Below are 24741 nucleotides of genomic sequence, written 5' to 3'. Positions count from 1 at the left end.
GACAGTTTATTTTTTATTACTCTTCGGTTTTAAAGCCTTCTTCATCGATTCCATTTGTTTGCGTTCGGCCGCTTGATAGGGATACAAATGCGAGGTTCCGGCAAAATAGGAGTCGGGGATATCGGTTGGGCGGAAATTCTCATAGGCTTGCGCATTACGCACAAAATACGGATCCAACAATAAAGGTCGACCCAACGCCACTAGATCGGTACGTCCATTCAATAAAATGGTATTGATTTGGTCGATATTTTGGATATAGCCTGCGGTAATGGTCGGAATGTGAACCGTATTGCGAATGGCATCCGAAAATGGGGTTTGCCACATACGTCCGACCAGTGGTTTTTGATGACTTACGGTATTTCCGGTAGAAACATTGATGCAATCGGCGCCTGCTTCTTTAAAGGCATTAGTAATAATAAGTACTTCATTTTCGGTGATTCCACCTTCGGCCCAATCGCAAGCGGAGATGCGAACCGACATGGGTTTTTCTTTTGGAAAAACGGCACGCATAGCTTTAAATATGCGAAGCGGGAACTTTAAGCGGTTTTCTATACTACCACCAAACTCATCGGTTCGTTGATTGGTTAAGGGTGAAAGGAAAGAAGCTAACAAAAATCCATGATGGGCTTGGAGTTCGACAAGATCAAATCCTGCTGCCTCAGCATTTTGGGTAGCTTGTACAAATTGTGCTGTTACCGCATCCATGTCAGCGATAGTCATGCTTTTTGGGGCAGGCATTCCTTCTGCAAAAGGAATAGCTGAAGCTGCGGTCAATTCCCAGGGATTTTCTATCGGTTGGTTGATTCCTTCACTTGGTCGTTTGGTCGCGCCTTTGGGTCCGGAGTGCCCCAATTGAACACCAATTTTGGTAGCGGTATTTTGATGAATAAAGTCTGTAATTCGTTTCCATTTATCTATTTGGTTTTGAGTGTATAAACCTGCACAACCTAAAGTGATACGACCTGTTTCAGAAACCGCCGTCATTTCGGTTAAAAGGAGTCCGACACCGCCTATAGCGCGCGAGATGTAATGTTGAAAATGCCATTCATTGACTTCGCCATTTTCAGCGCGATATTGTCCCATGGGCGCCATAACGATTCGATTTGGGAGTTCTAAATCACGGAGTTTGAAGTCGTGAAAAGCAGCGGGTTTGGCTTCCTGGTTGCCATTAAATTCGGCCAAAACCTTATCGGTAAACGATTTGTCGCGCATCATTAAGTTTTCAAAAGTCACTTTTTTCGAACGCGTCATGCAACCAAAAGCGAATTGGTAGAAGGGATGCTGCATGTGACGATCCATGTTTTCAAACCAATCCAAGGAGACCGTTGCCGCATATTGAATCATTTCGACCGTATTACGACGCGACTGCTCGTACTGCTGAAAAGCGGCTTGCACGTTATTTGGATTTGCAATAACGGCATCAGAAAGTCCGATGGCACAATCCATAGCCAATTTCGTCCCTGAACCGATAGAGTAGTGGGCCGTAGCTTTCGCATCGCCTAACAGTACAATGTTGTTGTGAAACCATTTTTTATTAGTCACATGGGGAAACTGCCGCCAGTGCGATTTATTCGAAATCAAGCCATGACCGTCGAGTTCTTCTTTGAATAGGGCTTCGATTTTGGCAATGGTATCTGCTTCGTTGGTCACTTCAAAACCATGTTTTTCCCAGGTGTCGTTGGAACATTCAAAAATCCACGTACTCATTCCAGGCTCGTATTGGTAGGAATGCGCGACTATGGTTCCGTGCGGCGTAGAGCGGAAGAAATAGGTGAAAGCATCGAGTGGTTTGGTCGAACCGAGCCACACAAAGCGGTTGCTCTTGAGTTCGATTTGCGTCCCAAATTCTGCTGCATATTGCGATCGAATCGCGCTTCCAATTCCGTCGGAAGCCAAAATAATATCTGAATCTGCAAATTGGGATAAATCGTCTACATTTTGTTCAAAATGCAAACGTATGCCTTCTTCGGTACAACGTTGGTGTAATAGTTTCAATAAAGTTTTTCGGGAACAGCCGCAAAATCCGTTGCCCGCGATACTCACTTCTTGTCCGTCACGCGCAATGATGATATCGTCCCAATAGGCAAAATTGGAGCGAATCAACTCATAGGATTCCATATCCCGTTTTAGGAATTCGCCCAAGGTTTCATCGGAAAAAACGACACCAAATCCGAAGCTATCATCGGGACGGTTGCGTTCGTAAATATCAATTTCACAATGGGGTAATGCTTTCTTGGTTAGAATTGAAAAATATAAACCGCCGGGGCCGCCCCCGATTACTGTAATCTTCATGTTAAGAATTTCGTTTTATGGCAAATTGTTCACCTAATTTAGAATAGTTTGCTCCTGCTAGTCGGGCCACGGGTTTGTAGTTCTCGAGATTAATTTTGTAGTTATCAAGCAGGACAGCATCATCATAATGCATCATAATAACACGACCTATAAGTACACAAGCACCCCCTTGTTGATGTCCTTCCAAAAAGTAATGATGTACGAGTTCACATTCGAGGTGAATCGGACTCTCTTTAACCCGCATGGGTTTAATTTTAAGGGAAGGAATGGGAGTGAGTCCGGCATGAACAAATTCATCTACTTCGGGTGGCAATTTATCCGACGTTGCATTCATTTGTTCGACCACCGCTTCGGTCACCATATTCACCACAAATTGCTTTGTGGTTAAGACATTATTGAGCGTGTCTTTGTTGGAATTGTTATCCCTTCGGGTGGAGAACATCACATGGGGTGGATCATCACCTAAAAGATTGAAATAAGAAAATGGAGCGAGATTGTTCACACCATTAGCATCAACGGTAGAAATCCAACCAATGGGTCTAGGGATAATGGTACCCGTTAACAGCTTGTAAATTGCGGATTGTTCCAGATTTTCAGGATCAAATTGCATTGTGTTTAATTTTGACACAATATAGATAAAATATCCATAAAAAAAAGAGTGTATAAAGTAATATTTTTATGGATAAATGTACTTTTTAAACGAGTTGATTCCCTTTACTTTATCGCTGTTTTAATTGTATTGTTTTAAAAAAAGATTCCCGATATGTATCACTAACAGGCAACCTTTTGTCAGCGATTAAAATTCGATTTCGCTGAATGGATTGAATGCTCTTTAGATTGACAATATACGAACGATGGATTCGACAAAATCCTTTATTTTCAAGAGTAGTTTCAAGTTTTGACATGCTCATTAAGGATAATACATTGGTATTATTCGTGAAAATTATTTTGACATAATCTTTGAGGCCTTCAATAAAAAGAATATCCTTGAAATCAATTTTCATCGTTTCATATCCTACCTTAATAAACATAAAATTTGCCTCCTCTTCTTGAACTAAAAGTGGTGCTTCTGTTTGTGCTGAAGGATTATTTTGTACCAGTTTAAATTGTTGTTCGGCTCGTAAAACGGCCTTTACAAACCTGCTGAATGGAATGGGTTTAAGTAAGTAATCCAGTGCCCCATTATCAAAACCTTCTACCGCATAATTGGAATAGGCCGTCGTAAAAATAATCATCGGTTTTGATTCCAATGTATTGATAAAATCCATACCTGTAAATTGGGGCATTTCGATATCCAAAAAAATGAGATCAATTTTATTTTGATTAACAAAAGAAATAGCATCTATTGCATTATTGAATGTTTTAACCAAGGACAATATTTCCATTTTTTCACAAAAATCGACCAACAAATCTACAGCTAGGGGTTCATCATCAACTATAATACATTTCATATTAATAAGAGGGATTATTTTCTTCTAAATTTAATTTTAAATGAACCTGATATTTCCCATCTACATGGATAATAGTAAGTTCATGTGATTTTGGATACAATAATTCTAATCGAGATTTAATATTTTGGACTCCAATCCCAGAGTGAACAGGATCTTCTGTGTGTCGACTTATTTTATTTTCAATGTAAAATTCCAAGAGGGATTCTTGTACAGTAATTTTCAATCGCACATCGGTTTTCCCTTTGTAATCGGTACCGTATTTAAAAGCATTTTCGATAAATGAAATTAATAATAATGGTTCAATCATTTTTTCTTTTAAATCCCCATAAATATTCACTCGAATATTTTCGATATCGTGAATCCGTAGTTTTTGCAATTCGATGTAATTAACAATGTAATTAATTTCTTTCTCTAATGGAACCACTCGTTGATCAGTTTCATAGAGCATATAACGCATCAACTCTGAAAGTGTAACAATAGCATCACCGACTTGGTCTGATTTTTTTATTGCTAAAGAATAAATGCTATTTAAGCTATTAAATAAAAAATGAGGATTTGTTTGTTTCCGTAAGTAATTTAATTCAGCGGATTTACGCTCTGTTTCTGCTAATAATCGATTTTGAAAGTTATGATTGTATTCGTACAAGACTTTAATAATTGTACTTATCAAGACAATAAATATGTACGAAAATGACATGGCAACATTTAAAAAAAAAGGAGGTCCAGGAGGTTGTTTCATGGGTTGAAGCAGTATTTTCTTTCCTTCAACAATAACAGAATGAGGTGGACGCATCAATTTTAAATCATCCAAAAAAAAATGAATTCGCACTTCAGTAAAGAAAACAATTAACCCCAATAAGAGGATAAAATGAAAGAGGTATTTCCCTTTTAAAAGAAATTTTGGGACAAGAAATAAGTAGTTAAAATAAAAGAGTACTACATAGGTTATCCATTCTGCAATAAAAATTCCCAACGAAAAATGTTGGTTTAAATAATTCGGTAACCCCAGAAGTAGACTTATGATTACCCATAGTGTTCCATGGAGAATAAAGTCTTTGTTTACTAAACTTCTTGATTGTTTATTCATGTTGGTAGGTGATCTGAAGCGAATCTATTTCATTTTTTGTTAGCGTAGGGTTACCAAAACGTTTAAGTTTTCTTAAAACTACTGCAGCAGTTTTCAAGGCTTCCTTTTTCGTTACAAAAGATTGGTTTCCAACAACTGTTGGAATAATTGATTGTTTGATTACTACCTTTTTATTGATTGCAATGGTATAGCCCCATCCATTACGTGTTTGAAATGTGGCTGTCGAAAATTGAGGTTCTTTTCGACAGCCTATTAGACAAACTATTATTAAGACTACGATGAATTGATTTTTCATTTGTTAATTCTAATCATTATCTATTTGAGTCACACCAGGCAAAAATTCCCATACATCATCATAATAAGAAGTACCATTTCTTCCTAACAATACAAATCCACGATTATTTATTGTTAATCCCACGGCATCATTTCTACCAGAAGACTCAAGACCTGTAACCTGTTCCCATAAGTCGGTTGAAGGGTTATACTCCCATGTTGATGTTCCATTACCCCCACAAGTAATATATCCTTTACCATTGATAGAAAAGCTACATGCATTCCCTCTAATGATTGAATAATCAGCATTATACTCGCCATCATCTCCATTATTTATATCCCTTTTTTGTGTCCATATTTCTGTTGATCCATCAAACTCCCAAAAGTCGATTTGTGCAACACTGTTGTTTAAGCCAGTGCCTAAATAGGCTTTATCTCCAATTGTAAATACTGTTGCATTTCTTCGTTTGTTTCCACCAAAACCGTTCGAAACTGTCCAAGTATCTGTTGTTGGATTATACTTGTAAAAATCTTTTAAATAATTCCCATCATATCCAGTGCCCATATAGCCCGTATTAGCCACTTGAAAACCTACGGCTCCGTATCGTGCAGTTCCTGCAAAATCAGCTTTTTGAATCCATATATTGGTTTCCGGATTGTATTCATAAAAGTCTTTTAATTTATTTGTACCATCGTAACCCAATCCTACATAACCTTTGCCATTAATTGCAAATGCTGAAGCCGAAGTTCGTTTCGATCCTATGAAATCTGCTTTTTGTTCCCAAAAATCATTCTCTGAATCATAAATCCACCAGTCATTAAGGTATTCATCTCCATTATATCCTGTTCCTACAAAGGCATAATTATCAATAACAATTCCTACGGAACCTGTTCGTGCAACCCCATCAAAAGCGGATCGACTAACCCAATTACCATATAATTCATCGTCGTTATCATCATTGTTACATCCCACAAGGGCGATTCCAACTACTAATAATGAAATTACATTCTTTTTACATCTAATCATGATTGATTGTTTTTGTTAATATTTAAATTTTATACTTACTCCTGTTGTTAATCCATTTTCTTTAACCAATTGGGTTGATTCAGAAGATGCATTCCATGTTGAAAATGTTTGACTAAAAAGATATCCTGCATGTAACTCTACAGAAAAATAACGGTCAAATTGATGTTGAAAACTTCCTTTTACAGCGGTACTTGAATAGGAAAAATAGTCGCCATGAATTATTCCATTCGCATCGTCTTTCGTTGATTTAAATCGGGAACCATTTTGTTGTGCTATGATTTCCCATCGGTTAATTACATCATAAAAGGTAAGTTTTGTTTTGGGAAATCCGATTTCCCATTTCCAATGTCCTTGATGACCTAACCACGCAATTTGAGGATACCATTTTGCAGCACCCCAAAGCGTTGATTTTTGAATACCAAGTTGGAGTTGGTTGGATTTTAAAAATTTAAATTTGATAGCAACCCCACCTAATAACTGATTCCAACGCATCCCTGAATTGTTGTAGGAACTCCATTCAGGTTGGATACGGGCAGACAATTCCCAATTTTGTTTTTCATATTGTATCCCTAGTAGGTTTATGGATTTCCGAAAGATATCTAGTTCCATACTCGATAAAGTATACGAACGAAATTGAGGTTGACTGTATTCAAATCCCAATTCAAATGAAGTTTTAACTCGTGGTAACCAATGCAATTCCGTTAAATACGTGCCTTGACAATTAGTTAAAGCGAATTTTTTACCCCAATCATAACTACCCTGAAAAGTAGCCGACATTTTGGTTTGCGCTTGTGCAAAAATATTCCCCAATATGAGAAATTGAATTACTTTTTTTTTCATCTATTATTTCGATTGAACCAAAAGTAAATCGGGATTTCTGACCTTGAAAATAAGTTATATCAACCAGAAAAAATAATCGATAGAACCAGATATTATATCGATTAAAGGGCATAATGTCCTCTCAAAATGGATTATCGATTGAATAGTCAATTTCGTAGATTAATTTCTGTAATTGGTATAATAAATTTTATGCTGAAACTTACCTGCCATTACATTTGGTAAAAAACAGACTGTATGAAAAAAATGTTATGGGTTTTCATTATCATTCTTGGATGTATTGCTTGTGATTCGGATGTTTTAGATGAAATTTCAGAAACTGGAACAGGCGTGATGCAGATTAATGATAAAATTGTCATGTTGGACACTCTCAGTGTCAGGGTTTCAACAATTAATTTTGATTCATTACAAACATCCTCAACCAGTCGATTACTGATTGGAGGGTACACCGATCCTATATACGGCAAAGTGCGATCACAAAGCTATTTCGAATTTTCACCAACCAGCTTAAAGTTAGGCTCAAGCGATTCAGATACTTACACCCCAAATTATGTGTTTGATTCCATTGTACTTATTTTAAAAAATGATCGCTATTATTATGGAGATACAACTCAATTACAACGATTACAGGTTTTTAAACTTACACAAAAAGTAAAATCACCGGCAGAGACAACTACCGCTTTTTACAATACCAGTACCCTAAACTATGACCCCTCAGCCATAGGAAATAAAAGTTTTTATCCCCGTCCAAAGGAAAATGATTCATTGTCCATTCGCTTGAATGATACTTTTGGTCAAGATGTTTTTTTAAAATTGAAAAATTTTGAGTTTGGTGATATCAATCAATTTCATGATTACTTTAAAGGGTTAGTTATTCAAGCGGATGAGTCGTTGCTTCCAGCATCGGTTTGTGGATACAACACTTCTTCTGTTCTACGTTTATATTATTCTATCAATGACGATTCTGATGAGAATGATAACTTAACTAAAGATTTTGCTATTACTGATGTTGCTAAACAATTTAATCGAATTTCTCTTGATCGAACAGGAACAGTGCTCCAAAATTTACCCAATTCAAATTCTTATTTGAATAGTACATTAACTAATAACGCAGCCTTTATTCAATCTGGAACGGGATTGGCTTGCCGAATTGATTTTCCTTATTTAAAGAGTTTGTATTCTATTGACCATAAAGGAATAATTGTGGATGCCAAGTTGATTTTGAAACCTATTCGAACCTCCCACAACAAGCAATATCCACTGAAAGACTCTTTACGCATTTACAGTGCTGATCATTTAAACAGAATCAATTCAAAATTATACACGGCTACCGGTGACGATTTACTCGGGCAATTGAATGATGTGAGTAACGAATTTGGGGATAATGTTTATTATACCTTTTCTATTGGAACTTTTTTAAATAAAGAATTGAGTAAAGATGGAAATAATCCGTACTCATTAATAATTACATTACCCGATTATCAAAAAACAGTGAATCGAATTGCTATTGGTGGTCAGAACAATAGTGAAGACCGAATAATTTTAAAAGTGTATTATTTACCATACAAATGAAGCGATTGATTATAATAGGAGTGTACTTAAGTGTGCAAAGTATCTGGGCGCAAAGCGTTAGCAGTTCGAGTTACTCTCAATTTGGTTTGGGAAGTTTTTATGAAACTGATTTTGGTTCTATTCCGTCAACGGCTGGTTCAGGAATTGCATTGAGTTCGAAAAACTTTATAAATAACCTAAATCCAGCATCCTTAAGTGAAATGAGTAGAAATGATTTTTTCTTCGAATTAGGTGGAAATGCCTACCAAACTATAGCCAAAGATTTTCAAAGTGAAAGCAAACGCAATAATGTTCAATTTTCACATGTTAGTCTAGGTTTTCCTTTGGGGAAGAAGTCGGGTTTTTCGCTAGCGTTAATGCCTTATACAAATACCCGTTTTCAAATAAATAAATATGAAATGGATATTGGCAATAGTGATGAGTCGTATTTGTATTATTACAATAATACTGGAGGAATATCAAAGATGGAGGCATCTTTCGGTAAAAGACAAACTGATAAATGGAGTTGGGGAGTAACATGTAGTTTATTATTTGGAAATATTGAAACCAATGATATCTATCAAATATCCAATTCCGTTTCTACTTTTTCAACATCAGGAAATTATCATGGTTTTCAATTTAAATTAGGTTCACAATGGCGAATAAATCAAAAACTCACTATTGGAAATACAATACAATTTCCAACACAAATGAAAGCAGCTAAATACCGGAGTATTAGTTCGACTGACAGCAGTGAAACCACCGAAATACTTACGAATGAAAACGAAAATGTAGCTAAATTTTATTTCCCTTTATCTACAGGTACAGGTCTGCAGTATGAGGTCAAAAAAGATTGGAATTTCACCTTGGATTATTCCCGTTCATTTTGGGATTATAGTTCAAATAACTCCAGTTATGGTCAATTCAAAGCACAAGATATAGTGGCTATGGGGTTGACGTATCAGAAAACCGAACCCAATCGAAATTCTTGGCATTTAACCTACAGTGCTGGCTTGAAATATGATTCAGGATACCTACTTGTAAATAATCAGCCTATTCGAAATTATGCTTTAAGTATTGGATTAGGAATTCCTTTGGAACGAACAAAAACCAAATTAAATATTACGTATTCGTATGGAATAAAAGGAACGGTTGAAAATAATCTAATCCGTGAAAACTATCACAAAATAGGCATCAATTTGAGCTATAATGCATTTTGGTTTGCTAAAAGAAAATATGATTAATCATGTTTGTTTCTGTTTTTACAATAAAGGAATTTTAGGTTTCTTTTCGGATGAGGCTGTTGTCTCATCCGTTTTTTTTTACAGTAGGGTAATATACAGCTTGATTGTTTATACTTTTACATTGAATTAAAGTAATTCAAATTAGTAGAAATGATTAATTATAAACAAATTACATCATTGATGCTCTATTATTGTTACTTTTAACAAACCCAAACAATCAACCATGGAAATTCGCTCTGGTATTCTCAAACTACTGGACGAGTCGTATGTTTCTCGCATTAACAATTTGGAACAAAGTATCCAATTGGCGAACGAAGCCCTTCAACTCGCCCAATTTCATCATCGCAAAGAACTTATTGCGAAATCGTATTCCCATTTATCTCTTTTTCATATGATTAAAGGAGATAATGATACTTGCACGGAATATGCGAACATTAGCATTGAATTATATCAAGAATTAGAAGACGATCGTGGAATTGCAGATGCGAAGTATGCCATCGCAGGTGTAATGTATAAAACCAATAACTATCATTTAGGACTAGTTTATTTAGTGGATGCTTTGGGTATTTATAAAAAACACGATGATTACCATAATATTTCTCGTTGTGAAAAAACCTTGGGCACTATTTATGAGTATTTTGAAGATATTGAAAAGGCCGTAGAATCCTATGAAAATGCGATTGAAGCCGCGCGAAAAATAAATGACATCAAGCTCGAATCCAATGCTTTAACTAATTTATCCAGTATTTGGATTAAACAAAATGATTTAGAAAAAGCGGACGCTTATATTGAAGCTTCGATTATCATGAAAAATAAAGCCGATGATATTCGCGGATTGGCTTTTGCCTTATATGGTAAAGCAAAAGTATTAGCAGCCCAAAAACAATTTGAATCTGCCGAAAATCTCTTCCATAAGTCCATTGAAATTCACACGCGCATGGGGGAAAAGATGGGTTTATCAATGGCGTATCATAAATTATCTAAGTTATATTACAGCACAAACAATATGGAAATGGCCAAGCGAACCTTGGATTTGGCCTTTGCTATTATTGATAAACATAACATTACATTAGTTCGATTTAAGTGTTATTATCTCTATTATAAGATTTATAAATCTGAAGGTGATATTTCCAAAGCTTTGAACTATTTAGAATATTTTATGCGAGAAAAAGAAGCGGTTTTAAATACGGAAACGCTGAAAGTAATCGATAAATACGACATTTTAGTCAAAATGAAAACCATGGAACGCGAAGCTGAATTGCAACGCGAACGCGCCGAAATGATCGAGCGAAACAATCGGGTAGAGGAAGCGGCTCGTGTTCGTCAAGAATTCCTTTCCACCATGAGTCATGAAATTCGGACGCCCCTTAACGCCATTACTACCATCATTAATATGTTGGGTGAAGAGCATGAATTAAGTAGTAACCCCATGTTGGAACCCCTGAAGTTTTCTGCCAATCACTTGATGATGGTCATTAATGACATTCTCGACTTTACCAAATTGGATATGGGAAAAGTAGAGTTGGATTTACACGATTGTGATCTGTGTGAGTTAATGCAAAATCTACATCAAACCTATTATCCGATGGCCGAAGACAAAGCTATAAATTTGGTATTGGACTTGGATGAAAACATTATGACTTCCTATGAGATTGACGCCACTAAATTGACTCAAATTGTAGGGAATTTGGTGAATAATGCCATCAAATTCACTGAAAAAGGAACGGTAAAATTGAAAGTGGAATTAGCTGAAATAGCGGACAAAGTGGATACTTTATATTTTGAAATCAGTGATACAGGGGAAGGTATTGAATCCCATAAATTGCATCAAGTATTTGAAAGTTTTACCCAAGTTAAAAATACACGAACCCGAAAAGCGGGCGGCACAGGATTGGGATTGGCCATTGTGAAAAATCTGGTAGCATTGTATGGTGGTTCAATTCAAGTTAGTAGTGAATACGGCAAAGGGAGTATATTTTACTTTTCCATCCCTCTTAAAAAATCATTACAATCCTGTGAGATTAATTATAAAACTCAAACCGTAGATTTTGATGGAAAATCAATTTTATTGGTCGAAGACAATTCCATCAATGCAATGATTGCCGACAAACTCTTATCCAAATGGGGATTCTCCGTATTTCATGTCATGAATGGAAAAGAAGCCGTGATGGAATCCAATAAAAAAATTTATGATTTTATTTTGATGGATATTCATATGCCTGAAATGGATGGTTTTGAAGCCGCTAGGTATATCCGAAAAACCCAAAATTTGAATCAAGAAACGCCAATATTCGGACTTACAGCAGACGTTTCTGCAAAAGACAATACAGAATACCAAGAATTATTCACCGGATTTTTATACAAACCCCTAGAGGTCGATCGATTAAAACAGGTACTTGTGAAATCAATCTAACGGTTGGCCTCAGAAATCCAATGGAAGGGTTTGTCTTGTAATGGAAAATGAGAATGGGTATTTTTAAGTTTCCAATACACTTTTTTGTTATTTATTATTCCATTTAAAATCAGCGTGTTTTTTGTTTCTTCATAATTTAAGACGAAAACGGGGACCGAATCAATTGCTGTTTTTCGAAATTCAACCGTTTTGTTCTTGGTAATTAAAATATAATCAAAATACACCCGTCCATAACGATGTTTAAAAAGAGAGGAATCTTTCGATTGAATACTCCCAACACCACCTTTTTCAAATATAAAATCATTCCAATCCATTTTGGTAAATGATTTCGTTGAAATAGTATCGCTATTAACAATGTAGGTTTCAATTTTATAAATATCCTCTTTGAAATGGGGCCGATTCGCTTTAGCCTTATCTTCTTCAATCCAACTTAAATTTAAAAATACACTTCCACCAATCACATAGAGTATAAAAAAGGATTTAAAGATGAGACGACCTACACGTAGTAATTTTGATTTAAAATAGGGTTGGTAAATGGATTCCACAGTATTCGCTTTTTGATAAAAGAAAAAGCCTAAAAACTTGTGACGTTCCAAATAAATCAAATAGAGGCATCCTATTACTAATTGAAATGAAAATAGTTTAACGGGAATGTCGTAACACACATTCATCATAAACACATGCAGAAATACCCCTAAACCGATAAATACCCCCAAGGAAATTGTTCTTCTCCAAAGAAGAAGTAAACCTACAACTAACTCAATGAAACCTGTAAAAAATTCATAGGGATACGAAACGCCTATGAAAGACCAGGCCAAACGCATCGGTAATAAATCTCCAAAGTAGGTGGCATACCGACTTAATGAGGGTTCCGGCATTTGCAAACCAAAAATTTTAATTATCCCATACGATAGTGCATTGAATGCAATAAAATACCGAACCAACGTTCGGGTCCAATACATTCGATTCTCATGAGAAGACTTTTCAAAAAATCCCCAAACCACGGCAATTAGAAAACTACATAATACGATGGTAAAATACTCGGCCCAAGCATAACTGGTGTCACCACTACCGCCACCATCACGGTTTAAAACGGATTTTACATGCCAAAGGTGCGTATTAAAAAACGTGGTGACTTGTTCAAAGAACCAACTTACGGCAGAACCTAAATAGGTGAATGGAGGTAATTCAAACCAAAACCAAGGTGCAGTAGTGCCTACAAAATAACACAAAGCAAAGCGAGTAAGAAATTTTTGCATTTTTGATTGTTTAGAATTGTAAATATAACAAATTGATTATAAGGATTATAATACCTTTTTGTTGTAAAATTGAAAACCCTATTACTTTTCGAATGGATACAATTTTATTATTTAAAGCATTATTTTCTGAAAACATCTGCATTAATTCTTAATGTCAATGGGATGTATTGCAGTATTTGTAGAGATATTCGCAATGTTTTAAGTCAAAAAATAGATATACTTAAAAAATAAGTTGATTTTTTTTTGAATATTATTTTTGTATAATTGCTAAATTAGTATATTTATGCAAAATTTATATATATGGAAATTCCTTCATGTCCCAAATGTCAAAATACAACCATAGTAAAAAGTGGGGTAATCAAAGATAGACAGCGGTATTTATGCAAATCTTGCAATTATTACTTTACCGTTAATAAATTAGGAAAAAAGATCGATAGCTACTATGTTACGAAGGCGTTACAATTATACTTGGAAGGTTTAAGTTTTCGGGAAATTGAGCGTATTATCGGGGTTTCCCATGTGACGGTCAGTAATTGGGTAAAAGAATTTAAAGTGACAAAACCCAATCACACCGATTACCATCCCACTTATAAGATTTATAACCACTTAGAGTTAGTAGAATTCCTAAAAAACAAAGATCAATTAAAAGGAGCGGGTATGATTATTACCGAACTGGGAGATAAGTTCATGCTTATAAAATGGGAGCGTTTTAAAGATTAAACTATATTATTTACATAAATATATATAGATATTTTTTTCATTAACAAAATTTTAGAATTTGGTCAAGCAAAAATGTATTACTAACCAAATTTTAAATTATGAAAAAAGGAATTGTTTGGGCTGCACTTTTAAGTACAGCTTTTTCATTCGCTCAAGGTTCACCTGATTATGGTGGGGGAATGAAATTCAATTTAAATTCTGAAGGTACCAAATACATGCGTTTTATAGCATGGAACCAAATTTGGGCACGTTCAACCGATCTGAACCCTGGAACCATGATTGGTGATCAAGGGGCTACTAAACAAGAAGATATTGGATTACGTCGTTTGCGTTTGTTAGCTTATGCTCAAATTTCACCGCGCTACATGATTGTGACTCATATCGGAATTAACAATCAAACTTTTATTAATGGTGGAGCCGCAGGTTCGCAAAACACTGGCGGTTACGGTGCAGGAAAAAAACCCGGCCTTTTCTTTCACGATGCATGGAATGAATATGCAGTCGTTTTACCAAAAGAAAACAAACCTTTCAGTTTGTCTGTAGGGGCGGGGTTGCATTATTATATGGGACTTTCCCGTATGACTATGTCGTCAACTTTAAACTATTTGACTATTGATGCGCCAATTTTCAACTGGCCATTAATTGAAAATTCAGATCAGTTTGCCCGTCAAATGGGACTTTTTGTTAAGGGTAAATACAATCGACTTGAGTATCGAATGAGTATTAATAAACCATTTGCAACCAACGTAACTCCCGTAAATACTACTGATGCCAATGCAGCAGTAGCGGTAGATAACAACAACAATGCACGTTGGTCAAAAGCAGGTTATTTTGAATACCAAATTTTCGATAAAGAATCCAATCTATTACCATTCAAGGTAGGAAGTTATTTAGGAACCAAAAAAGTGTTTAATATTGGAGCCGGTTTCTACACTGCACCCAGCGGTACTAAAACTTCAGTAAATGGTGTAACGGAACGCCATGACATCAACTTATTTTCGGGTGACATATTTTTAGATTTACCTGTTGGTGATAAAGCTAAAAAAGCAGCGATTACAGCTTACAGTGTTTACTATGATTATAATTTTGGACCGAATTACTTACGTAACATAGGAATCATGAATGAAGGGGTTAATGATACCAACTTCACTGGAACACGTGCTTTAGCAGGTCCTGGTAACCTTCAACCTATGGTGGGAACAGGTTCAATATGGTACACCCAAGCAGGGTATTTAATTCCAAATAAAGCGGAAAAACCTAAAGTTCGTATTCAACCTTTTGCAGCTTATACACACAAAAACTTTGATGCTTTGAAAAAAGCAAGTGGACAATATGATATTGGAACTAATTTCTTTTTGGACGGACACCATGCTAAAATTACCGCACAATATTCAACTCGACCCGTGTATACTGCAGTTGATAAAATCGACTCTTACAAGGGTGAATTCCTAGTACAATTACAGATTTATTTATAAACTTTTTAACCAACTGAACTATGAGCAAAGAATCATCAAAAGGGATTTGGAAAGTAATTTCTGCTTCCTCTATGGGTACCATGATCGAGTGGTACGATTTTTACATCTTCGGAAGTTTAGCGGTTGTTATTTCAACCAAATTCTTCCCAGCGGATAATCCAACTGCCGCTTTCTTATCAACACTGGCCACTTTTGCTGCCGGATTTGTAGTTCGTCCCTTCGGAGCTTTGTTCTTCGGACGTTTGGGCGATTTAATCGGACGTAAGTATACGTTCATGGTAACCTTAATGTTGATGGGAGGTGCTACCTTCTTGATTGGGTGTATTCCGAGTTATGAAACCATCGGATTTATGGCTCCTTTATTAGTCTTGGTACTCCGATTATTACAAGGTTTAGCCTTAGGTGGCGAATACGGAGGAGCCGCTACTTATGTGGCCGAACATGCTCCTAAAGGCGAGCGTGGGTATTGGACATCCTGGATTCAAACTACGGCTACGGTTGGTTTATTTGTTTCGTTAATGGTAATTTTGATCACGAAACAAATGATGACCAAAGAAGCATTTGAAGACTGGGGATGGAGAGTTCCATTTTGGGTTTCAATCTTAATGGTTGTTGTATCGTATTATATCCGCAAAGGAATGCATGAATCTCCTGTTTTTGCCAAAGCGAAAGCAGAAGGTAAAACCGCTTCAAATCCGTTAAAAGAATCTTTTGGACATAAATACAACCTCAAATTTGTCTTGTTGGCTTTATTTGGAGCGACTATGGGACAAGGGGTAGTATGGTATACGGGGCAGTTCTACGCGATGAACTTCTTGAAAACAGTACAAAATATCGATGCTTCACAAGTCGATACGCTTTTGGGAATTGCACTTGTTTTAGGTACACCATTCTTTGTGGTTTTTGGTAAATTAAGTGATAAAATTGGACGTAAAAACATCATGATGTTAGGGATGTTGATTGCGATTATCTCTTACCGTCCGATTTATCGTGCGATGTATAATACAACTGATTTAACCAAGAAAACGGAAATTGTTGAAAAAACAACAACAGTTCCTTCTATGAAAGAAATTGAAGGTACAAAAATTGATTCGATTTACACGACCAACAAAGCGTATACCGATGGAACTACTGTGGAAGAAATCAAAACCATCCACATGGAGGCCGGTAAAGTGATGGTCGATGATAAAGGAAAAGACAAAGTGGAAACCAAAATCACGAAAAAAATCAATGATAGTGATCGTTGGATGTTGGTTTTCTTAGTGTTCATTCAGGTGATATTTGTAACCATGGTATACGGTCCGATTGCTGCTTTCTTAGTAGAAATGTTCCCAGTGAAAATTCGCTACACGTCCATGTCCTTACCGTATCACGTGGGTAACGGTATCTTTGGTGGATTACTTCCTGCCATTTCAACCTATCTGGTTACAACCGCGAAAGACGCTGGTGATACAGAATTCTATTTGGAAGGATTATGGTATCCTATCATTATTGCCGCCGTTTGTTTTGTCATCGGGGTCATTTATATCGACAAAAAAATTAATACGCTTCACGAATAATATATAGGATTATGAATGCATTAAAGAAATTTCTAGGATTTATTTGGATTTTGCTCGCCGCAGTAGTGTCCTACTTTTGTATCTCCATTTTTGGTGGAAAATTATCCTCCGGTAAACAGGATGACCTGGTTTTCGGGATTATTATCTTCTTTATTTTATTACCTTTGGTAGTATCGGGTTTAGGCCTCTTTGGTTACTATTGTATTACCAGCGAATACGATGAAGATTATGATTAATAGACAATACTAAAATAATCCAAAGCTCTTATATCCTAAGGGCTTTGGGTGTTTTTATAAAAAACATGAAAAAAAGACACCAACAGAAACTAATCATCATAGCCTTAATCCTCTGGATGGGATTCAACCTTCCCTTGGTTTTGCTATTTGATTCCGCACAAAATATGGGCGGTTTTCCGTTGATTTATGTGTATTTTTTCTCCTTATGGATTTTAGCAATACTACTCACCCTTTTAATTGTTCGCCGCTACAATGAATAGTATTGTATTAATTGCCATATTGGTTTTGTACTTGGGTGTCTTATTTTATATCGCCCATTGGGCCGAAAAGAAAGACAATTCGAAATGGACCAATAATCCTTATATCTATACCTTATCACTTGCGGTTTATTGTACTGCATGGACCTATTACGGAAGCATTGGTGTGGCAGCAGAGAGTGGACTGAACTATTTACCTATCTATCTCGGCCCCGTTATCATTGCACCCACTTGGATCATTATTTTGCGAAAAATCATTCGCATTTCAAGAATCAATAAAATCTCTAGTGTAGCCGACTTTATCTCCCTTCGCTATGGGAATAGCCGTTTCTTGGGAGCCTTGGTTACGGTGATTTGTTTGACAGGAATTATTCCTTATATCGCGTTACAATTGAAAGCGATTGCCGAAACATTTCATATTGTTTCCAACACACCCATTCGTACCAATATTTTTGAAGACAATACCACTTTTATCGCCATTGCTTTAGCGCTATTTGCTTCCTATTACGGAACGCGTTATGTCGATGCATCCGAAAAACGCAAAGGAATAGTAACTGCTGTCGCATTAGAAAGTGTACTCAAATTGGTCTTCTTTGTGATCATAGGAATCTATGTTACCTACAGTGTTTTCAATGGTTTTGGTGATATTTACGAAAAAGCATCTCAACTCCCAGACTTTGTAAAACGAAATACCATTGGTGGATTGCCTCAAGCTATTAATTGGGGATTGCTTTGTGTGCTTTCCATGTTTGCAATTTTCCTTTTACCGCGTCAATTTCAAGTGGCCGTTATTGAAAACAACCGTGAGAATCATATCAATACCGCAGTTTGGCTTTTTCCTTTGTACCTTTTGATTTTCAATCTTTTTGTCTATCCCATTGCTTGGGGTGGCAATATTTTGTTTGAGGGCCAAGATGTCAATTCGGATGCGTATTCCTTGTTGATTCCGATGCATTTTAAAAATGTTCTATTAACCGCATTGGTTTTTTTGGGCGGATTCTCCGCAGCCATTTCCATGATTGTCGTTTCGTCTATTGGATTAGCCACTATGGTCACCAATAACGTATTAATTCCGTACAATTTTATTGGTCAACTCAAAGGGGAGGAGCAAACCATTAATAGTACCCGAATTTTAAATAGTCGCCGAATTGGGATTTTTTCTCTCATCATTTTGGCCTATTTTATTTACCGCTTTTTTGGGTTGGATTATAGCTTGGTGTCTATCGGACTCGTGGCTTTTGTCATTATCGCTCAATTGGCGCCAGCATTTTTTGGTGCTTTATTTTGGCGAAGAGGTTCGCGCCTAGGTGCAGTTTGGGGAATAATCATTGGTTTTGCCGTTTGTATATACACCTTATTAATTCCGTATGCTTTAGGTGCCAGCAATGCTGCCAATTCCTTGATTTCAGAAGGGTTCATGGGGATGCATTTGCTCAAACCTTTTCAATTGTTTGGTTTGGATTATTTGCAACCGGTTCCGCATGCTTTATTTTGGAGTTTGTTCTTCAATTTCATTACCTATTTTGGAGTTTCGGTGAGTTTTAAAGGAAATTACCGAGAACGCAATTATGCAGAAATGTTTGTCGACATCAACAAATATGTTACCAACCATGAGAATGCCTTTATTTGGAAAGGAACAGCCTATCGCAATGATATTGAAAAAGTGTTAATCCGTTTCTTAGGAGAAGAACGCACCCGACGAGCCATGAATATTTTTAACCTCAAATACAATGTGGATAAAAATCAAGAATTGGCCGATGCCCGTTTGATCAAATTTGCTGAGAATCTTTTGACTGGTCATATTGGAACGGCTTCAGCCCGAATCCTAATCGCCAGTGTAGTAAAAGAGGAAAAAATTACGTTACCCGAAGTGTTGAAAATCTTAGAGGAATCCAAAGAGAATATTATCATCAATAAAAAACTAACCGAGACTTCGCGGGAATTACAAGAATTATCGGCAAAACTTAAAGATGCTAACGATTCCTTAATCCAAAAAGACCAACAAAAAGATGAGTTTTTGGATACGGTGACCCACGAAATTCGAACACCTATTACCGCCATTCGTGCGGCGAGTGAAATCTTAATCGAAGACGACGAAATCCCTGAAGAACTTCGAAAACAATTTTTGCAAAACATTATATCTGAATCCGATCGTTTGAATCGTTTAATTGATAAGGTTTTGGATTTGGAGAAATTCGAAACGGGAAAACAAAAAATCAATGTCTCCGAAAATCGTATTATGGAAACCATTGAAAATGCGATTGAACCGCTCCAACAATTACTGACAAATAAGCAAATTTCGATTCATGTTGAAGGCAAGGAAAATACAAAAGCACTTTTTGATGAAGATCGCATTTTCCAAGTAGTTACCAATTTGGTGTCCAATGCGATTAAATTCTGCCCCGAGCAAGATGGATTGATTGTCATTGCCGTTCACGATAAAGCGGATTTCATAGAAGTCCAAGTAAGAGACAACGGCAAAGGAATTACCAAAGGTGATTTCGAAAATATTTTTGATAAATTTTACCAGTCAACCAATCAAAATTTCAAAAAACCAATTGGCAGCGGACTCGGACTCGCCATTTGTAAACAAATAATAGAAACACATAAAGGTAAAATTTGGGCAACCAATGGCGCAAACGGCGGCGCATGTCTCAATTTTACATTACCCAAAAAATAGCAACCATGAAAAAGATCTTAATCGTTGATGACGAACCCAACATAGTAATGACGCTAGAATATACCTTCAAGAAAAATAATTTTGAAGTATTTATCGCGCGTGACGGTCAAGAAGCATTAGAGATTTTAAAAACACAATTTCCAGATGTTATCATCTTGGATATCATGATGCCCTTAGTAGATGGATTTGAAACTTTACAACAGATTCGCCAAAATGAAAATTTAAATCATTGTAAAGTGATTTTCCTTTCCGCAAAAAATAAAGAAAGTGACATTGAAAAAGGATTAGCCTTGGGCGCTGATGCCTATTTAACCAAACCTTTTTCTTTGAAAAAAGTAGTCGAACAAGTACATGTTCTTTTAGCGTAAAACAACAACCAACAAATACCATGAATTACAACGAATTTTACCAGGAAAGCCTTGGTAACAAGGAAGCCTTTTGGAAAAAACAAAGCAACGAACTGCCTTGGTTTACACCACCCAACACCATTTTATCGGAAGATGCTAACGGCTATCCCTTGTGGTTTGCCGATGGTGAAACCAATGCGTGTTATTTGGCATTGGACCAACATATTGAAGCCGGATATGGTGATCAAGTAGCCATAATTTACGATTCACCAGTTACCCAAACCCTTAAGAAATATAGTTTTAACGAAGTAAAATCGGAAGTCTCACGGTTGGCGGGCGGACTTTTAGCATTGGGTTTGAAAAAAGGCGATACGGCTGTAATTTACATGCCCATGATTCCCCAAGCTGCATTTGCGATGTTGGCTTGTGCACGAATTGGCGTAACGCATTCGGTGGTTTTCGGCGGATTTGCTCCTCATGAATTAGCCATACGCATCGATGATTGCAAACCTCGAGTTGTGATTACTGCGTCTTCAGGTATCGAAATTGATCGATTGATTGCATATAAACCTTTAGTGGATGAAGCCATTGAATTGGCCGATCATAAACCCAAAAAAGTAGTGGTTTTGAATCGTAAACTGGGAGCTCGGATTCCTTTTAAAAAATACGACGTGGATTACGATGCCTTAGTCTATGGTTCAGAAGAAGCGGCTTGTGTACCTGTAAATGCTACACATCCCTTATATGTTCTATATACTTCAGGTACAACAGGTAAACCCAAAGGAATTGTTCGAGATACCGGTGGCTATGCAACGGCTTTAAAATTCTCGATGAAATATATATACGGCGCACAACCGGGTGAAGTTTTTTGGGCTGCATCGGATGTGGGATGGGTAGTCGGACATAGTTATATTGTTTACGGTCCGTTAATAAATCGTAATACAACTGTTCTTTTTGAAGGAAAACCGATTCGTACTCCAGATGCGAGTACCTTTTGGCGTGTGATTTCAGAACACAATGTCAGCGTGATGTTTACGGCGCCCACTGCAATTCGCGCGATTAAAAAAGAAGATCCCAATGGTGAATTCATCAAACAATACGATTTATCGTGTTTACGTACTCAGTTTTTAGCCGGTGAACGTTGCGATGTGGCGACTTTGGAATGGTATAACGAACATATTCCGGTGCCTGCTATTGACCATTGGTGGCAAACAGAATCAGGTTGGCCCATGATTTCCAATATGATGGGGGTGGAGCAACTTCCTATTAAACCAGGTTCAGCTTCCAAAGCGGTGGCAGGTTATGACATCCGTATTTTTTCTGAAAATGGCGAAGAATTGGGCCCGAATGAAGAAGGTTATGTGGTGATTAAATTGCCATTACCTCCAGGAACTTTATTGGACATTTGGAACGACAACCCCAGATTTAAAGCAGGTTATTTAACCAAATTCCCTGGGTATTATTTTTCAGGAGACGGCGGATTTAAAGATGATGAAGGCTATCTATTCATCACGGGTAGGGTAGATGATGTAATAAATGTAGCAGGGCACCGCTTGTCTACAGCCGAAATGGAGGAAATTGTGGCAGCGCATCATTCCGTTGCAGAATGTGCTGTGATTGGAATTAATGATGATTTAAAAGGACAAATTCCTTTGGCCTTAGTAGTTACTAAATCAGGCGAAGAAATTGAACATTTTCAATTGCAACATGAAATCGTTCAAAAAGTGAGGGAACAAATTGGTGCCGTAGCTTCTTTGAAAGATGTCATCGTAGTACAACGCTTACCCAAAACGCGTTCCGGAAAAATATTGCGAAAATTATTGCGAAGTATAGTTGATGGCGCCGACTATCAAATCCCTTCTACTATAGATGATGAAGCAATTATTCCTGAAATAGAAGAAGTGTTAAGTCATTGTAAAATAGGAAGTTTTAAATAAAAATTATTGTAAATTATATCATAAGCTGAAGATAAAGCCTGCTTTAATTAGCTATAGCAATTTAGCAACAAAAATCAATTTTGCATCTTTTTTATCTTTACTTTTGATTTGTAATCAGATTAATAAAAAAATAAGGAAATGAGTTATTATAAAATAAATAATCTCGAACATTATTTTAAAATGTATAAAAAATCCATTCGTGAACCCCGAAAATTTTGGGACCGAATCGCGGATGAGAATTTTACTTGGTACCAAAAATGGGACAAAGTTTTAGAGTTCGATATGCAGGAAGCCGACTTCAAATGGTTTGTGAATGCTAAAGTAAATATTACCAAAAATTGTATAGATCGGCATCTAGCCAAAAGAGGGGAAAAAACGGCCATCATTTTTGAGCCCAATGACCCCAACGAGGCCGCACAACATATCTCCTATAACGAATTATATGCTCGTGTAGCTCGAATGGCGAACGTACTTCGGGATCAAGGTATCAAAAAAGGGGATCGCGTTTGTATTTACCTACCGATGATTCCTGATTTGGCAGTAGCCGTATTGGCTTGTGCACGAATTGGCGCCATCCATTCTGTAGTGTTTGCCGGATTTTCAGCCTCTGCCGTAGCGGCACGGATTCAAGATTGTGAAGCCAAAATGGTGATTACTTCTGATGGAGGGTATCGCGGTGATAAAACCATCAATTTAAAAGGTATCGTTGACGAGGCCTTGGAAAAATGTCCCACGATTGAAACCGTATTAGTAGCACGTCGTACCAATCAAGATGTTCCTATGAAAGAAGGACGCGATTTATGGTTGCAACCTTTATTGGACGTTGCAATTCCAAATAATGTAGCGGAAATCATGGATGCTGAAGATCCCTTATTTATTCTGTATACATCCGGTTCAACTGGAAAACCCAAAGGGATGCTGCATACGACTGCAGGATATATGGTGTATACCGCTTACACGTTTAAAAACATTTTCAATTATGAAGAAAATGATGTGTATTGGTGTACGGCCGACATTGGTTGGATTACAGGTCACTCTTACATTTTATACGGGCCATTATTGAATGGTGCTACAACTGTTATTTTTGAAGGTGTTCCTTCCTATCCCAATTTCAGCCGTTTTTGGGAAGTTATAGAAAAACACAAAGTCAATCAATTTTATACGGCTCCAACTGCCATTCGTGCATTAGCGAAAGAGAGTTTGGATTACGTGCAAAAATATCCATTGTCGTCATTAAAAGTAATTGGTTCAGTAGGTGAGCCAATTAACGAAGAAGCTTGGCATTGGTACAATGACCATGTAGGTGGTAAACGTTGTCCATTGGTGGATACCTGGTGGCAAACCGAAACCGGAGGAATAATGATTTCACCTGTTCCTTTTGTAACGCCTACAAAACCAACCTATGCGTCTTTACCTTTACCCGGAATTCAGCCCGTATTAATGGATGAATTGCGCAATGAAATTGAAGGCAATCAAGTGACCGGAAGTTTGTGTATCAAATTCCCTTGGCCAAGTATGGCGCGAACCATTTGGGGTGATCATCAACGGTATAAAGAGACCTATTTTTCGGCTTTCCCAGGAAAATATTTTACAGGTGACGGAGCTTTACGTGATGAAGTGGGCTATTACCGAATCACCGGTCGGGTAGATGATGTCATCATAGTTTCAGGGCACAACCTTGGTACCGCACCTATTGAAGATGCAATTAATGAACATCCCGCAGTGGCAGAAAGTGCTATCGTAGGATTCCCGCATGACATTAAAGGTAATGCGATGTACGGATTTATTATTTTGAAAGAAGTAGGAGAGACCCGTAATCGTGAAAATTTAGCGAAAGAAATCAACCAATTAATTTCGGATCAAATTGGACCGATTGCCAAATTGGATAAAATACAGTTTGTAAGCGGTTTACCTAAAACCCGTTCAGGAAAAATTATGCGTAGAATATTGCGTAAAATCGCAGAAGGTGACTTCAGTAACTTCGGTGATATTTCAACGTTATTAAACCCGGAAATCGTTGAAGAAATTAAAAACGATCGCGTTTAGTTATTAGTTTATTTAGTTTATTGGTTGAAAACTGCTTTCTTATGAAGGCA

Annotated in this window: 20 protein-coding genes; 12 read left to right on the top strand and 8 right to left on the bottom strand. The window is 36.9% G+C overall.

Annotated features, from left to right (window positions below):
• Nucleotides 1-6: 6 nt before the first annotated feature.
• The 7 genes from EQG61_RS07100 to EQG61_RS07070 all read right to left on the bottom strand — a co-directional run bounded on the left by EQG61_RS07100 (nt 7) and on the right by EQG61_RS07070 (nt 6970).
• Complete coding sequence (locus tag EQG61_RS07100; protein WP_129461224.1) at nt 7-2292, bottom strand: oxidoreductase; 2286 nt, start codon at nt 2290-2292, stop codon at nt 7-9.
• A gap of 1 nt (nt 2293) precedes the next feature.
• Complete coding sequence (locus EQG61_RS07095) at nt 2294-2902, bottom strand: flavin reductase family protein (RefSeq protein WP_129461223.1); 609 nt, start codon at nt 2900-2902, stop codon at nt 2294-2296.
• 109 nt (nt 2903-3011) lie between these two features.
• Nucleotides 3012-3743 (bottom strand): LytR/AlgR family response regulator transcription factor, encoded by a 732-nt coding sequence (locus EQG61_RS07090; protein ID WP_129461222.1) that lies wholly within the window; start codon nt 3741-3743, stop codon nt 3012-3014.
• Between the two features lies 1 nt (nt 3744).
• Nucleotides 3745-4830, bottom strand: coding sequence for a sensor histidine kinase (locus EQG61_RS07085; RefSeq protein WP_129461221.1), 1086 nt, complete (start codon nt 4828-4830; stop codon nt 3745-3747).
• Nucleotides 4823-5125, bottom strand: a complete 303-nt coding sequence (locus EQG61_RS07080) for a DUF4907 domain-containing protein (RefSeq protein WP_129461220.1) — start codon at nt 5123-5125, stop codon at nt 4823-4825. Before EQG61_RS07080 ends, EQG61_RS07085 begins: the two co-directional genes overlap by 8 nt.
• A gap of 9 nt (nt 5126-5134) precedes the next feature.
• Nucleotides 5135-6130, bottom strand: a complete 996-nt coding sequence (locus EQG61_RS07075) for a Kelch repeat-containing protein (protein ID WP_129461219.1) — start codon at nt 6128-6130, stop codon at nt 5135-5137.
• A 15-nt stretch (nt 6131-6145) separates the two neighbouring features.
• Complete coding sequence (locus tag EQG61_RS07070) at nt 6146-6970, bottom strand: hypothetical protein (protein ID WP_129461218.1); 825 nt, start codon at nt 6968-6970, stop codon at nt 6146-6148.
• A 234-nt stretch (nt 6971-7204) separates the two neighbouring features.
• Here EQG61_RS07070 and EQG61_RS07065 point away from each other — a divergent pair, with 234 nt between their 5' ends.
• The 3 genes from EQG61_RS07065 to EQG61_RS07055 all read left to right on the top strand — a co-directional run bounded on the left by EQG61_RS07065 (nt 7205) and on the right by EQG61_RS07055 (nt 12175).
• Entirely contained in the window at nt 7205-8539 is a 1335-nt protein-coding gene (locus EQG61_RS07065) for a DUF4270 family protein (protein WP_129461217.1), read from the top strand.
• The gene (locus EQG61_RS07060; RefSeq protein ID WP_129461216.1) at nt 8536-9762 is read left to right on the top strand and encodes an aromatic hydrocarbon degradation protein; all 1227 of its coding nucleotides are present in this window, start codon (nt 8536-8538) and stop codon (nt 9760-9762) included. The genes EQG61_RS07065 and EQG61_RS07060 overlap by 4 nt, the downstream gene beginning before the upstream one ends.
• 223 nt (nt 9763-9985) lie before the next feature.
• Nucleotides 9986-12175, top strand: a complete 2190-nt coding sequence (locus EQG61_RS07055; protein WP_129461215.1) for a tetratricopeptide repeat-containing hybrid sensor histidine kinase/response regulator — start codon at nt 9986-9988, stop codon at nt 12173-12175.
• On the opposite strand, the gene EQG61_RS07050 is transcribed toward EQG61_RS07055, so the two are convergent.
• Nucleotides 12172-13434: a hypothetical protein gene (locus EQG61_RS07050; protein ID WP_129461214.1), complete on the bottom strand. Its 1263-nt coding sequence runs from the start codon at nt 13432-13434 to the stop codon at nt 12172-12174. The two genes, EQG61_RS07055 and EQG61_RS07050, sit on opposite strands and share 4 nt — an antisense overlap.
• A gap of 300 nt (nt 13435-13734) precedes the next feature.
• Here EQG61_RS07050 and EQG61_RS07045 point away from each other — a divergent pair, with 300 nt between their 5' ends.
• The 9 genes from EQG61_RS07045 to acs all read left to right on the top strand — a co-directional run bounded on the left by EQG61_RS07045 (nt 13735) and on the right by acs (nt 24691).
• Nucleotides 13735-14154: an IS1/IS1595 family N-terminal zinc-binding domain-containing protein gene (locus EQG61_RS07045; protein ID WP_129461213.1), complete on the top strand. Its 420-nt coding sequence runs from the start codon at nt 13735-13737 to the stop codon at nt 14152-14154.
• Nucleotides 14155-14252: 98 nt separating this feature from the next.
• Nucleotides 14253-15629: a porin gene (locus tag EQG61_RS07040; protein ID WP_129461212.1), complete on the top strand. Its 1377-nt coding sequence runs from the start codon at nt 14253-14255 to the stop codon at nt 15627-15629.
• A 20-nt stretch (nt 15630-15649) separates the two neighbouring features.
• A complete protein-coding gene (locus tag EQG61_RS07035) occupies nt 15650-17188 on the top strand; it encodes an MFS transporter (RefSeq protein WP_129461211.1) in 1539 nt (512 codons plus the stop codon).
• Nucleotides 17189-17199: 11 nt separating this feature from the next.
• Nucleotides 17200-17424: a DUF6814 family protein gene (locus EQG61_RS07030; RefSeq protein WP_129461210.1), complete on the top strand. Its 225-nt coding sequence runs from the start codon at nt 17200-17202 to the stop codon at nt 17422-17424.
• A 65-nt stretch (nt 17425-17489) separates the two neighbouring features.
• Nucleotides 17490-17684 carry a hypothetical protein gene (locus EQG61_RS07025; protein ID WP_129461209.1) on the top strand — a complete coding sequence of 65 codons (195 nt, stop codon included), beginning with the start codon at nt 17490-17492 and terminating at the stop codon, nt 17682-17684.
• Entirely contained in the window at nt 17677-20361 is a 2685-nt protein-coding gene (locus tag EQG61_RS07020) for an ATP-binding protein (protein ID WP_129461208.1), read from the top strand. Before EQG61_RS07025 ends, EQG61_RS07020 begins: the two co-directional genes overlap by 8 nt.
• Before the next feature lie 5 nt (nt 20362-20366).
• Entirely contained in the window at nt 20367-20729 is a 363-nt protein-coding gene (locus EQG61_RS07015) for a response regulator transcription factor (RefSeq protein ID WP_129461207.1), read from the top strand.
• Nucleotides 20730-20749: 20 nt separating this feature from the next.
• Nucleotides 20750-22645, top strand: a complete 1896-nt coding sequence (locus EQG61_RS07010; protein WP_129461206.1) for an acetate--CoA ligase — start codon at nt 20750-20752, stop codon at nt 22643-22645.
• 138 nt (nt 22646-22783) lie between these two features.
• Nucleotides 22784-24691 (top strand): acetate--CoA ligase, encoded by a 1908-nt coding sequence (acs, locus tag EQG61_RS07005; RefSeq protein ID WP_129461205.1) that lies wholly within the window; start codon nt 22784-22786, stop codon nt 24689-24691.
• Nucleotides 24692-24741: the final 50 nt, after the last annotated feature.

It is taken from the genome of Flavobacterium stagni (genome assembly GCF_004122105.1).
Lineage (GTDB): Bacteria > Bacteroidota > Bacteroidia > Flavobacteriales > Flavobacteriaceae > Flavobacterium > Flavobacterium stagni.
This window is presented reverse-complemented; position numbering and strand designations above follow the sequence as displayed.